A 12573-nucleotide genomic window follows, 5' to 3' on the forward strand; every position below is an offset into this window, starting at 1 on the left:
GACATAGCCGCGTTTCTCTGCGTCACTCTGCCGAGTGAGGTGAGCACGCTCTTCAGGCTCCCTCCCCCCTTGCGGGGGAGGGTTGGGGAGAGGGGTAGCCCAGGAAATGGTGCTCCTCGTCGCGCGCGGCGTTTTCTTCGTCACACTGCGAGTCCCGGTGTGGCACCCCTCTCCCTAGCCCTCCCCCGCAAGGGGGGAGGGAACATAGCCGAGCGTGCCGAGAGCGGCTTGTTCGCAATGGGGAGCGCCCCATGCTGACCATGATCGGCAAGCGCCTGATGTTCGCGATTCCCTCGCTGATCGGGGTCGTCATCGTCACCTTCCTGCTGACGCGCGCGCTGCCCGGCGATCCCGCCGCCTACTTCGCCGGTCCCGCCGCGACCAAGGAGGCCGTCGAGCAGATCCGGAAAAAACTCGGCCTCGACAGGCCGCTGATCGAGCAGTTCTTCCGCTACACCAGCGATCTCGCCCATGGCGATTTCGGCAACTCGCTGACCACAGGGCAGCCGGTCGCTGCCGAGATCCGCAACCGCCTGCCGGCCTCCGCCGAATTGACCCTGCTCGGCCTCATCGTCTCGGTCGTGATAGCGATTCCGCTCGGCGTGCTCGCGGCGACGCGGCCGGGGTCGTGGATCGACCATCTCTGCCGGGTCACGACGACGGCCGGCGTCTCGCTGCCGGTGTTCTTCACCGGCCTCGTGCTGGTCTATGTGTTCTATTTCCGCCTGGGCTGGTCGCCGGCGCCGCTCGGGCGTCTCGACGTGTTCTACAGCGCGCCGCCGACGGTCACCGGCTTCTACCTGATCGACACGCTGATCGCGCGCGACCTCGAGGCGTTCCGCTCGGCGCTGAGCCAGCTCATTCTGCCCGCGACGACGCTCGCGATCTTCTCGCTGGCGCCGATCGCGCGCATGACGCGCGCTTCGATGCTGGCGGTGCTCGCATCCGAATTCGTCCGCACCGCGCGGGCCAGCGGGCTGTCGCCGGCGACCGTGATCGTCACCTACGCGTTCCGCAACGCGATGCTGCCCGTCATCACCACGCTCAGCATGGTGTTCTCGTTCCTGCTGGGCGCCAACGTGCTGGTGGAAAAAGTGTTCGCCTGGCCCGGCATCGGCTCCTACGCGGTGGAAGCCCTGATCGCGTCGGACTTCGCGCCGGTGCAGGGCTTCGTGCTGACCATGGCAGTGATGTACGTGCTGCTCAATCTCGTGATCGACATCCTGTACGGCGTGATCGATCCGCGGGTGCGGTTGGAGGGGTAGCCGACCATGATCGCGTTCGATGCGAATCGCGCGGACGGTGCGCTCCCTCCCCCGCAAGCGGGAGAAGTGAAGCCAACTCCAAGCTCGCCACCCAAAGTCATGAAGCTCCAGGAGTGAAACAATGAGCTCCGTTGCGCCTGCTGTCGAACCCGTCGGTCCCGCGCGTACGTCCGGCCTCGTCGCGATCCTCGACCAGACCCGCTATGTCCTCGGCGAGAACAAGGTCACGGGCTTTGCCTTCGCGCTGCTGATCCTGATCCTGCTTGCCGCGATCTTCGGCCCCTACGTGGTGCCATATGATCCGCTTGCGTCGGACACCGCCGCGGCGCTGAAGCCGCCGTCGGCGGCGCACTGGTTCGGCACCGACCAGCTCGGGCGCGACATCTTCAGCCGCGTCATCGTGGCGACGCGGCTCGACACCTTTATCGCGGTCGCCTCGGTTGCGCTGGTGTTCCTGATGGGCGGCCTCGCCGGCATCGCGGCCGGTTACTTCGGCGGCTGGACCGATCGTATCGTCGGCCGCATCGCCGACACCATCATGGCCTTTCCGTTGTTCGTGCTGGCGATGGGCATCGTCGCCGCGCTCGGCAACACCGTGCAGAACATCATCCTGGCCACCGCCATCGTGAACTTCCCGCTCTATGCCCGCGTCGCCCGCGCCGAGGCCAATGTGCGCCGCAACGCCGGCTTCGTGCAGGCCGCGCGCCTGTCGGGCAATGGCGAATTCCGCATCCTCCTGGTGCACATCCTGCCGAACATCATGCCGATCATGATCGTGCAGATGTCGCTGACCATGGGCTACGCCATCCTGAATGCCGCGGGCCTGTCCTTCATCGGGCTCGGCGTCCGTCCGCCGACCGCCGAATGGGGCATCATGGTCGCCGAAGGCGCCGGCTTCATGGTGTCAGGCGAATGGTGGATCGCGCTCTTCCCCGGCCTCGCGCTGATGATCGCCGTATTCTGCTTCAACCTCCTCGGCGACGGCCTGCGCGACATCGTCGATCCCCAGCGGAGGACGTGATGGCTGGTCTTCCTTGCGGCGCAAGCAACGTGAGACTCGGATGTGAGGAGGGCACCTCTCTCTCATTCCCTCCCCCCTTGCGGGGGAGGGGCAGGGAGGGGGGTAGCCACGAACTCCGATCTCTCCTGGGGCCACCCCTCTCCCCAACCCTCCCCCGCAAGGGGGGAGGGAATGAGAGAGCGGTGCCTCCCTCACCGGCAAAAAGCCGTCAAAAATTCCCCAACGATTCCAATGCCGTTCTACTGTGCATGGGGTTGTTTTCGACCTTTTTGATGGGCAGGCCCGCATGACCGTCCAGCCGCTGCTCGACGTCCAGGACCTCACGGTCGAGTTCACCACCCGCCGCGGCATCGTCAAAGCGGTGCAGCAGGTCAACATCTCCGTCGCCAAGGGTGAGACGCTCGCCATCGTCGGCGAGTCCGGCTCCGGCAAGTCGGTGACGTCCTATGCGGTGATGCGCATCCTCGACCGTGCCGGGCGGATCGCCGAGGGCTCGGTGATGTTCTCGGGCATTGACGTCAAGGCGGCGAGCGAAGACCAGATGCGCGATCTGCGCGGCCGCGAAGTCTCGATGATCTTCCAGAACCCGCGCGCCGCGCTCAACCCGATCCGGAAAGTCGGTGACCAGATCGAGGACGTGCTGCGCACCCATGTGCAGCAGGCCCAGGTGGCCGATCACGGTGAGAAGGCGATCGAGGCGCTGGAGCAGGTCAAGATCGCCCGTCCGCGCGAGCGCTACCACGCCTATCCGTTCGAGCTGTCCGGCGGCATGTGCCAGCGCGTCGTCATCGCCCTCGCGCTCGCCTGCAATCCGCAGCTCCTGATCGCGGACGAGCCGACCACCGGCCTCGACGTCACCACGCAGAAGGCGGTGATGGATCTGATCGTCGAGCTGACCAGGCGCCGCGCGATGTCGACCATCCTGATCACGCACGACCTCGGCCTTGCGGCTGCCTATTGCGACCGCGTCGTGGTGATGGAGAAGGGCCGCGTGGTCGAGACTGCCAAGGCCGCCGACATCTTTGCAAACCCGCAGCACCCCTACACCAAGAAGCTGATGCGCGCGACGCCGCGGCTCGGTGTGTCGTTGCGGGACTTGCTGCCGGAAGAGGACGTAAGCGTAGCGGCATCCTCCGCCTCTCCCAGCACCGTGCTCGCGGAAGCAGCGCCTCACCCCGACCCTCTCAGCGCGAGCGGGGCGAGGGAGACGAGCGAGCAGCCCCTCCTTCTCGTCGACAAGCTGGTCAAGGAGTACCCCCGCCAGGGCGCCACCGCCGTGCTCGGCAAGCTGTTCGGCCGCAAGCCGCCCGTCGAGCCCGACGTGTTCCGTGCCGTCGACGGCATCAGCTTCTCGATCGGCCATGGCGAGAGCGTCGGGCTCGTCGGCGAATCCGGCTGCGGCAAGTCGACGACGTCGATGATGGTGATGCGGCTCCTGGACCAGACCTCCGGCCTGATCCAGTTCGACGGCGAGGACATCTCCGGCATCGCGCCATCCGCCTTCGCCCGGCTGCCGCAGCGCAGCCGCATCCAGATGGTGTTCCAGGATCCGACCGACAGCCTCAACCCGCGCTTCACCGCCGCGCGCGCCATTGCGGACCCGATCATGCAGCTGGGCGACGTCAGGGGACGCGACGCGCTTCGCGCGCGCTGCGAGGAGCTCGCCACCATGGTCGGCCTGCCGCACAATCTGCTCGACCGCTTCCCGCATCAATTGTCCGGCGGCCAGAAGGCCCGCGTCGGCATCGCCCGCGCTATCGCGCTGCATCCGAAACTCGTCATTCTCGACGAGCCGACGGCGGCGCTCGACGTCTCGGTTCAGGCGGTCGTGCTCAATCTGCTTCAGGACCTGAAGCAGCGGCTAGGTATGAGCTATCTGTTCGTCTCGCATGATTTGAATGTGGTGCGCTTGTTGTGCGATCGTGTCATTGTGATGCGGACGGGGCGGATCGTCGAAGAGGGCTCCTCCGAGCAGGTCTTGAGCGATCCGCAGGACGACTACACCAAGGAACTGCTGACGGCGATCCCGCATCCGCCGTTGCATTGAGAGATTGTTTGGGAGCGTGATGGCCGAGCCGCTGGACGATTATATCGACGCCGTATCGAAAGCGCTGGCGCTGCCGGTCGAGGAGGCCTGGAGGCCCGCGGTGCGCGCCAATCTCGAAGTCTCGCTGCGGCTTGGCCGCATGGTCGACGAATTCGCGCTGCCGGACGAGACAGAGCCGGCGCCGATCTTCACGGCGTAATGCTGCCATGACCAGCAAGCCAGAGATGACGGCCGCCGAGATCGCCAGCGCGGTTGCGACCCGCAAGATGTCCGCGCTCGATGCCACGGAGGCTGCGCTCGCACGCATCAAGCAGCACGACGGCATCCTCAATTCCTTTACCGATGTCACCGCCGATCGCGCCCGCGCGAAAGCACGCGCGATCGATGCCGACATCGCCGCGGGCCAGGAAGTCGGCCCGCTCGCCGGTGTCCCCTTTGCGGTGAAGAACCTGTTCGACGTCGCGGGTCTGCCCACCCGGGCCGGCTCGAAGATCAACCGCGACCTTCCGCCCGCCAGGCGCGATGCGGCCTTGATCGAGCGCATGGAGGCTGCCGGCGCCGTGCTCGTCGGCGCGCTCAACATGGGCGAATACGCCTACGACTTCACCGGTGAGAACGTCCATGACGGCCCCTCGCGCAATCCGCATGACACGACGCGGATGACCGGCGGCTCCTCCGGCGGCTCCGGCAGCGCCGTCGGTGGCGCGCTGGTGCCGATCGCGCTCGGCTCGGACACCAACGGCTCGATCCGCGTGCCGTCCTCGTTCTGCGGCATCTTCGGCCTGAAGCCGACCTATGGCCGGCTGTCGCGGGCGCGCTCGTTCCCGTTCGTCGCGAGCCTCGATCATCTCGGCCCGTTCGCGCGCTCCGCCACCGATCTCGCGCTCGCCTATGACGTGATGCAGGGCCCGGACCCGGAGGACAGCGCCTGCACCACGCGCGGTCTGGAGCCGACGCTGCCGCTGATCGCCAACCCGGTGTCGGATCTGCGTATCGCGATTGCCGGCGGCTACTTCCAGAAGAATGTGTTTCCGGAAGCCGTCGAAGCGGTCAGCCGCGTCGCCAAGGCGCTCGGCGCAACGAAGGTGATCGACATCCCCGAGGCCGCCCGTGCCCGCGCGGCGGCCTATGTCATCACCACGACCGAAGGTGCATCGCTGCATCTCGATCGCCTGCGCAAGCGCCCGAACGATTTCGATCCGGCCGTGCGCGACCGGCTGATCGCAGGCGCGATGGTGCCGGCGCCGCTGGTCGACCGCGCCCAGAAATTCCGCCGCTGGTATCGCGCGCAGCTCGCGGACATCTTCAAGTCAGTCGACGTGCTGCTCGCGCCGGCGACGCCCTGTACGGCACCGAAGCTCGGCCAGGTGAATTTCAATCTCGACGGCGTCGAGCTGCCGGTGCGCGCCAATATCGGCATCCACACCCAGCCGATCTCGTTCATCGGCCTGCCGGTCGTTGCAGTGCCGGTGCCGCTCGAGCCGCTGCCGATCGGCGTGCAGATCATCGCCGCGCCCTGGCGTGAGGACATTGCGCTCCGCGTCGCCTACGCCTTGGAAAAGATGGGCGTGGCCGCCGCGCCATCGCCGAGAGGAATCTGAGATGGAGATCGATCTCCCCGACGTGATCGCGGAAGTCAAAGCCGCGTTCGATCGCTATGAGCAGGCCCTCGTCAACAACGACGTCGCCGTGCTCGGCGAGCTGTTCCGCAACGACCCCCGCACCTTGCGCTACGGCATCGGCGAGAACCTCTATGGCTATGCGGCGATCAGCGGCTTCCGTGCCGCGCGCTCGCCCGTCGGCCTGAACCGCCGCACCGCCAAGACGGTCATTACCAGCTATGGCCGCGACACCGCGGTGGCCTCCACCCTGTTCTATCGCGACACGGCGCCCGGCAAGGTCGGCCGGCAGATGCAGACCTGGATCCGCTTTCCCGAGGGTTGGCGTATCGTCGCCGCCCATGTCAGCATCATCGACGAGCCGAAAGAGACCGCATGACGCTTGACGATCTTCCGCAAGGGGCAGCGCCGGCCGAGCCGGTGGTGCCTCGCGTCGATCGGGCGCCACCCAGCGTGCACAAGGTCACGCGGGCTGAGGAGCTGCGCCTGCAACTGGCGGACGAGATCGTGCGCGGCGCCCTCGCCCCCGGCGCACCACTGGACGAGACTGACATCGCACGGCGCTTCAACGTCTCGCGCACGCCGGTGCGCGAGGCGCTGCGCCAGCTGGTGGCGAGCGGCCTCGTTGAGGCGCGGCCCCATCGCGGCGCAGTGGTGGCGCAGCCCTCGATCGAGCGGCTGACAAGCATGTTCGAGGCGATGGCGGAGCTCGAGGCGCTGTGCGCCGGCCTTGCGGCCGAGCGCATGTCCGCGGGCGAGCGCCATGGCCTGGAGGCCATCCACGAAGAGCTGCGCGTGCTGAGCTACACCGGCAACCCGGATCGCTTCCACGAGGTCAACGAACGCTTCCACAACGCCATCTATGCCGGTTCGCAGAACGGCTATATCGCCGAGATCACGCTGGCGACCCGCGTCCGGGTGCAGCCGTTCCGCCGCGCCCAGTTCCGCAACCTCGGCCGGTTGGCAAAATCGCATGCCGAGCACGACCGCGTCGTCGTCGCCATCATGCGCGGCGACAAGCAGGGCGCGGCAGCCGCGATGCGCGCGCATATCGAGCTGGTGCGCGGGGAGTACGAGATCTACGCCGTGTCGGTGTAAGCCGCGCGCGCGGTGCCGTAGGGTGGGCAAAGGCGCAAAGCGCCGTGCCCACGGTCTTCTTATGATTCAGGGAATCGTGGGCACGCTACGCTTTGCCCACCCTACGAAAGCTACTTTGTCGCAGCTTCCTTCATATATGCGCGCCATCCCCCATAAGCCGTGATATCGCGCGCATCGCCCAGCACCTCCGGCTCGACGAGAAACCCCTTCACGGTGCGGCCATCGGCAAGCCGCACCGTGCCGATCGCCATCGGCGAGGGAATCGCGTTGACGAACTGGCCGAAGGCGGATGGCGACAGCGACCAGATCTCCAGCTCGATCGACGCGCCCTTGCCGGCGGCGACGCGCAGCATGCCGGGCTTCGGCGGCGTGGTCTTGAGCGCGTAGAGCTTGTAATCGGGCGCTGTCCTGATCGTCTCGATCAGGCGTCCGTTCAGCGCTATCAATTCGCCATTCAGCACCATGCCGGACAGATGCGCGCCGACCACGGCGATCGGGATGTCGTCACTGCGGCTTGCCGGCAGCGGCGCGAGCGGAGCTTGTGCCGCGCCTTTCGCGCCGAGGCTCAGCTTGGTATCCGCATGGAAGACGCGGCCGATGCTCGCCAGCATCGCATCGCGTCCGGCGGGGGCGAGCAGCGTGATGCCGAACGGAATGCCGTCCGCGCGCATCGACGCCGGCAGCGCCAGGCCGCAGAGGTCGAGCAGGTTGACGAAATTGGTGTAGGTGCCGAGCCGGCTGTTGAGCTCGATCGGATTGGCGAGCACCTGCGCGGTCGTATAGGCGGTCGGCGCCGTCGGCAGCACCAGCGCGTCGATATTGGCAAAGGTGCGCTCGGCGATCCTGCGCAGGCCCTGCAGGCGGTACAGCGCCGAAAAGGTCTCGGCCGCCGTGAGCCGCGCGCCGGCCGCGGTGATCTCGCGCGTGACGGGATGGATCGCACCCGGCGCGGAGGCGAGCAGATCCTTGATCACGAGGTAACGCTCGGCGACCCACGGCCCCTCATAGAGCAGCCGCGCCGTCTCGTAGAACGGCTCGAGGTCGAACTCGACCAGCGTTGCCCCGAGCGCGGTCCAGCGCTTCAGCGCATCGGCGTAGGCAGCCTCGGCATTCTTGTCCCCGAAGAAGATCAGCTGTCCGTTGCGCGGCACGCCGAGGCGCAGATCTGCCGGGAGCGGCGTCATCGCCCCAAGCGGCCGGTCGCGTGAGAACGGATCGGCCGGGTCCGGTCCCGCCATCACGGACAGCGCCAGCGCCGCGTCGTCGACCGTCAGCGCGAACACCGAGATGCAGTCGAGCGTGCGGCAGGCCGGTACGAGGCCGGCATTCGAGATCATGCCGAGGCTCGGTTTCAGCCCGACGATGTTGTTGAGCATCGCCGGCACGCGACCCGAGCCGGCGGTGTCGGTGCCGAGCGACAGCGGCACGAGGCCGGCGCCGACCGCCACGGCGGAGCCGGAGCTCGATCCGCCGGGAATGAGATCCTCACGGATCGAATTCCTGGGAATGCCGTAGGGCGAGCGTACGCCGACGAGGCCGGTCGCGAACTGGTCGAGATTGGTCTTGCCGATGATGATGGCACCCGCGGCGCGCAGGCGCGCCACCGCGGTCGCGTCATGCGTCGGCGCGGTGGAAAAGGCGGGGCAGGCGGCGGTGGTCGCAAAGCCCAGCGCGTCGATATTGTCCTTCACCGCGACCGGCACGCCGTACAGCGGCAGGCTGGCGGCATCCGCGTGCGCGGCGAGCCTCTCGGCTTCCGCGACCGCATCCTTCTCCTCGCGCAGGCTGATGAAGATGGCGGGATCGTCGCGGTCGCGGATGCGCTGATAGGTCCGCGCGACCGTCTCTGCCGGCGTCAGCGTGCCCGCGCGATGCGCGGCCACAATCGCGGCGATCGTTTCAGGCTGCTCAGCCCCCATGGCGACAAAACTCCGGCAATCTGTCCTCACCCCGGAGGAAGCAAGCGATGTGCCATTGTGTACAATAGCAGGGGGCCCGATCGTTGAGAAAGATTATAGTGTAATCAGTTGGTTATGAGGTATTTCGGCAAGCTCATCGGCGGCGGCATCATCGCCCTTTGCCGAGCGTCAGCCTAAATTATGGGCAGTCGAGATCAGGTGAAGCCAGCGAGGATCCGGAGCAGCTGCGCCCGGTTTTCCTTGCCGATCTTCTCTTCGACGTGCCGCTCGTGCTCGGCCGCGAGCCGCTTGAATTTCGCCAGCGCCGTCTCGCCCTGCGCGGTGAGGTGCAGTGCATGGGAACGGCGGTCCGCCTTCGACTTGACCCGCTTGACGTACCTGCGCAGCTCGAGGCTGTCGAGCAGATGCACCAGCCGGGCGCGCTCGATGCCGAGGCGCTTTGCCACCGCCATCTGCGACAGGCCCGGATTGGCGCCGATCAGCGTCAGCACCGAATATTGCGTCGGCCTTATGTCGACTTCGCCGAGGGTCTTGATGAAGTCCTGGAAGATCCAGATCTGGAAGCGCCGCACCGCGTAGCCGGCGTGCCCGACCAGCGCATCGAGCCCGATGTCGTCGGCGATATCTTGAGGCGCCGCGCCATTGCCGGCGCGCTTGCGTGGGGCAGTCTGGGGTGCGCTGGCTGTCACATCGTGTCTCCCGCCCGGCAAGCTTAGCGCGTCAGCGAGGCAAGCAAAAGATTGTTGTTGACGACAACAATTGTCAAGCCCAACATTGTGGCCAAGCAGCCCGAACGAGGTCGCGGCCGGTCGTATCCGGACGGAGGGAGGAGACACACATGACAGTCGCCCCACGTGGTGACGTTGCAGGCCTGTTCGCAAGCGCGCGCACCGTCGCAGAGCATCGCGCCGACGGCAGCATCGTGCTGCGATCGCCCGATCCGTTGCGGGATGGCGCGCGTTGCGTCGGCGACTGGCTGGAGCAATGGGCGCGGCAAACGCCGGATGCGATCTTCCTCGCCGAGCGCGGCAATGTCGAAGCGCCGTGGACCACCGTCACCTATGCGCAGGCGCTGCGCCAGGTGCGTGCGGCGGCGTCCTGGATCTTGGCGCAGGGCCTCAGCGCGGAACGCCCGCTCGCGATTCTCTCCGACAACAGCATCGACCACGCGCTGCTCGCGCTTGCCGCCCAGCATGTCGGCGTGCCCTCGGCCGCGATCTCGCCGGCCTATTCGCTGATGTCGCGGGATTTCGAGAAGCTCAAGAGCATGATCGCGCTGCTCGAGCCGGGCGCGATCTACGTCTCTGCGACCAGGCCCTTCGCGGCCGCGCTTGCCGCCATCGCGCCGCTGCACCGGGCGCAGATCATCAGCGGCAACGCGGATGACGCCGGCGCACTCGCTTTCCGCGCCGTCGCGGCAACGCCGGAGAGCCCTGACGTCGCAGCATCCTTCGCCGCGGTGACGCCGGACACGATCGCAAAGTTCCTGTTCACGTCAGGGTCGACCGGCACGCCGAAAGCCGTCATCAACACCCAGCGCATGCTGACCTCGAGCCAACAGGCCAAGGCGCAGACCTGGACGTTTCTCGAGCAGACGCGCGGTGATCTCGTCATCCTGGACTGGCTGCCCTGGAGCCACACCTTCGGCGCCAACCACAATTTCAATCTCGTGCTGCGCAATGGCGGCTCGCTCTATATCGACGGCGGCAAGCCCGCGCCCGGGCTGTTTGCGACCTCGCTGGCCAATTTGAAGAGCGTGATGCCGACGGTCTACTTCAACGTGCCGCGCGGCTTCGACATGCTGATCGCGGCGCTGCGCGGCGACGAGGAGCTGCGCCGCCGCTTCTTCGGCGAGGTGAAATTCGCCTTCTATGCCGGCGCCGCCCTGCCGCAGAATCTCTGGGACGCGCTCGAGGAGCTCTCGATCAAGACCGTCGGCCGCGCGCTGCCGATGGTTTCGGCCTGGGGCTCGACGGAAACGTCGCCGCTCGCGACTGATTGCCATTTCCTCGCCGAGCGCTCCGGCAATATCGGCGTGCCCATTCCCGGTACCGAGCTGAAGCTCGTCGCCTCGGGCGACAAGCTGGAGGTGCGGGTGCGCGGCCCCAACGTCACGCCGGGCTATTGGAAGGCGCCGGAGCTGACCAGGCAGGCCTTCGACGACGAGGGCTTTTACCTGATCGGCGATGCCGTCAAGCTTGCCGACAATGCGCGGCCGGAGCGCGGCCTGTTCTTCGATGGCCGCGTCGCCGAGGATTTCAAGCTCAATTCCGGCACCTGGGTCAATGTCGGCACGCTGCGCGTTGCCGGCATCGCCGCGCTGGCGCCGCTGGCGCAGGACATCGTGGTCGCAGGCCATGGCGGTGACGAAGTGCGCTTTCTGGTGTTCCCGAACATCGCAGCCTGCCGCGCCCATGCCGGCTTGGGCGAGACGGCCGATGTGAGCGAGGTGCTCGCACATGACAAGGTCAGGAGCGCCATCGCGCAAGGCCTCGCGAAACTGAAGCAGCAGGCCGCCAATTCCTCTGGTCACGCCACCCGTGCGCTGCTGCTCGCCGAGCCACCGTCGGTCGACGGCGGCGAGATCACCGACAAGGGCTACATCAACCAGCGCGCCGTGCTGGCGCGGCGTGCCGATGCGGTGGCGCAGCTGAATGATGATGCGTCGTCGGAATGGGTCGGCTTGTAGTGAGCCGATGAAGGAGCGGCGTAGGAGGGGCGCCTAGCTCATCTCGCTGTCATTCCGGGGCGCGCCTGTGGCGCGAACCCGGAATCCATTTTCCCGCATAGATGGCTGCACGATGGATTCCGGGTTCGCGCTACGCGCGCCCCGGAATGACGAGCGCTATGCGAAGAAGATGCTGGCGAAACAGGACAGCCACACGCCGTAATATATTTCCGATTCTTTTGTTGCCTAGGCAACTAATTTATGCAAACCATTCCAGGAGGCAATGACGGCAGGGAAACTGCCGCGTCCGACCCTGGAGGAAACGATGCTCGGCCCGAACGGTGCCGTCGGCAAACGCCGGCGCATGCCTGGACGTGACGGAAGGTGGCGCCTGAAGCGCGACCCGTCAGGGCTCGATGCCGCCCGTGACCGCGCCGAGATTGTCGTGCAGCCGGCGGAGCAGATCGATCAGCACCTCGCGCTCGTCCTTGCTCAGGCACGACAACAGCCGCCGTTCGCGCTCGAGCGCCGCAACGATCACCTTGTCATGCGTGGCACGGCCCTTTGCCGTCAGCGCGATCGAATGGGTGCGGCCGTCATTCGGGTCGGTGCGGATCGAGATCAGGCCGCGCTTCTCGAGGCCGGCCAGCGTCCGGCTCACGGGCCCCTTGTCGAAGCCGATGACGTGGCAGATGCGCGAGGCCGGAATGCCGGGCTCGATCGCCAGCAGCGACATGATTCGCCATTCCGTGACGTTGACGCCGAATTCCCGCTGATAGAACGCGGTCGCGCTGTTCGAGAGCTTGTTGGCGATGAAGGTGACGAACGCGGGGACGTAGCGGTTGAGATCGAGCGTCGGCCCCGTCTCAACGGGCGCAGGCTTTTGCCGGGATCTGGTCGAAGGCGCAGGCATGTCGGGGTTCTGACTCGCGGTGG

General features: G+C 66.8%; 11 protein-coding genes. 8 read left to right on the forward strand and 3 right to left on the reverse strand.

The window, feature by feature from the left end:
• Positions 1-251: 251 nt before the first annotated feature.
• The 7 genes from D6B98_RS12090 (at position 252) to D6B98_RS12120 (ending at position 7050) form a co-directional block, all read left to right on the forward strand.
• The gene (locus tag D6B98_RS12090; RefSeq protein WP_126257204.1) at positions 252-1265 is read left to right on the forward strand and encodes an ABC transporter permease; all 1014 of its coding nucleotides are present in this window, start codon (positions 252-254) and stop codon (positions 1263-1265) included.
• Positions 1266-1386: 121 nt separating this feature from the next.
• Positions 1387-2286, forward strand: a complete 900-nt coding sequence (locus D6B98_RS12095; protein ID WP_126257205.1) for an ABC transporter permease — start codon at positions 1387-1389, stop codon at positions 2284-2286.
• Positions 2287-2572: 286 nt separating this feature from the next.
• The gene (locus tag D6B98_RS12100) at positions 2573-4333 is read left to right on the forward strand and encodes a dipeptide ABC transporter ATP-binding protein (RefSeq protein ID WP_126257206.1); all 1761 of its coding nucleotides are present in this window, start codon (positions 2573-2575) and stop codon (positions 4331-4333) included.
• 19 nt (positions 4334-4352) lie between these two features.
• A complete protein-coding gene (locus D6B98_RS12105) occupies positions 4353-4532 on the forward strand; it encodes a DUF4089 domain-containing protein (protein ID WP_164718544.1) in 180 nt (59 codons plus the stop codon).
• A 7-nt stretch (positions 4533-4539) separates the two neighbouring features.
• Positions 4540-5934 carry an AtzE family amidohydrolase gene (locus tag D6B98_RS12110; RefSeq protein WP_164718545.1) on the forward strand — a complete coding sequence of 465 codons (1395 nt, stop codon included), beginning with the start codon at positions 4540-4542 and terminating at the stop codon, positions 5932-5934.
• 1 nt (position 5935) lies between these two features.
• Positions 5936-6331, forward strand: coding sequence for an oxalurate catabolism protein HpxZ (hpxZ, locus tag D6B98_RS12115; protein ID WP_126257208.1), 396 nt, complete (start codon positions 5936-5938; stop codon positions 6329-6331).
• The gene (locus tag D6B98_RS12120; RefSeq protein WP_126257209.1) at positions 6328-7050 is read left to right on the forward strand and encodes a GntR family transcriptional regulator; all 723 of its coding nucleotides are present in this window, start codon (positions 6328-6330) and stop codon (positions 7048-7050) included. Before hpxZ ends, D6B98_RS12120 begins: the two co-directional genes overlap by 4 nt.
• A gap of 110 nt (positions 7051-7160) precedes the next feature.
• Here D6B98_RS12120 and atzF read toward each other — a convergent pair whose 3' ends face one another.
• Complete coding sequence (atzF, locus tag D6B98_RS12125; RefSeq protein ID WP_126257210.1) at positions 7161-8969, reverse strand: allophanate hydrolase; 1809 nt, start codon at positions 8967-8969, stop codon at positions 7161-7163.
• Between the two features lie 194 nt (positions 8970-9163).
• Complete coding sequence (locus tag D6B98_RS12130) at positions 9164-9658, reverse strand: MarR family winged helix-turn-helix transcriptional regulator (RefSeq protein ID WP_164718546.1); 495 nt, start codon at positions 9656-9658, stop codon at positions 9164-9166.
• Between the two features lie 149 nt (positions 9659-9807).
• Between D6B98_RS12130 and D6B98_RS12135 the strand changes: the two genes are divergently transcribed.
• A complete protein-coding gene (locus D6B98_RS12135) occupies positions 9808-11658 on the forward strand; it encodes a feruloyl-CoA synthase (protein ID WP_164718547.1) in 1851 nt (616 codons plus the stop codon).
• Positions 11659-12043: 385 nt separating this feature from the next.
• Here D6B98_RS12135 and D6B98_RS12140 read toward each other — a convergent pair whose 3' ends face one another.
• Positions 12044-12550: a MarR family winged helix-turn-helix transcriptional regulator gene (locus tag D6B98_RS12140; RefSeq protein ID WP_126257212.1), complete on the reverse strand. Its 507-nt coding sequence runs from the start codon at positions 12548-12550 to the stop codon at positions 12044-12046.
• Positions 12551-12573: the final 23 nt, after the last annotated feature.

The organism is Bradyrhizobium sp. LVM 105 (genome assembly GCF_003957705.1).
GTDB classification, from domain to species: domain Bacteria; phylum Pseudomonadota; class Alphaproteobacteria; order Rhizobiales; family Xanthobacteraceae; genus Bradyrhizobium; species Bradyrhizobium frederickii.

Excerpts from the sequence above, each read along its gene's own strand:
- D6B98_RS12105 (WP_164718544.1), top strand. The coding sequence starts at position 4,353 with ATGGCCGAGCCGCTGGACGATTATATCGACGCCGTATCGAAAGCGCTG.
- atzF (WP_126257210.1), bottom strand. The coding sequence starts at position 8,969 with ATGGGGGCTGAGCAGCCTGAAACGATCGCCGCGATTGTGGCCGCGCAT.
- D6B98_RS12090 (WP_126257204.1), top strand. The coding sequence starts at position 252 with ATGCTGACCATGATCGGCAAGCGCCTGATGTTCGCGATTCCCTCGCTG.
- D6B98_RS12110 (WP_164718545.1), top strand. The coding sequence starts at position 4,540 with ATGACCAGCAAGCCAGAGATGACGGCCGCCGAGATCGCCAGCGCGGTT.
- hpxZ (WP_126257208.1), top strand. The coding sequence starts at position 5,936 with ATGGAGATCGATCTCCCCGACGTGATCGCGGAAGTCAAAGCCGCGTTC.
- D6B98_RS12120 (WP_126257209.1), top strand. The coding sequence starts at position 6,328 with ATGACGCTTGACGATCTTCCGCAAGGGGCAGCGCCGGCCGAGCCGGTG.
- D6B98_RS12140 (WP_126257212.1), bottom strand. The coding sequence starts at position 12,550 with ATGCCTGCGCCTTCGACCAGATCCCGGCAAAAGCCTGCGCCCGTTGAG.
- D6B98_RS12100 (WP_126257206.1), top strand. The coding sequence starts at position 2,573 with ATGACCGTCCAGCCGCTGCTCGACGTCCAGGACCTCACGGTCGAGTTC.
- D6B98_RS12135 (WP_164718547.1), top strand. The coding sequence starts at position 9,808 with ATGACAGTCGCCCCACGTGGTGACGTTGCAGGCCTGTTCGCAAGCGCG.
- D6B98_RS12095 (WP_126257205.1), top strand. The coding sequence starts at position 1,387 with ATGAGCTCCGTTGCGCCTGCTGTCGAACCCGTCGGTCCCGCGCGTACG.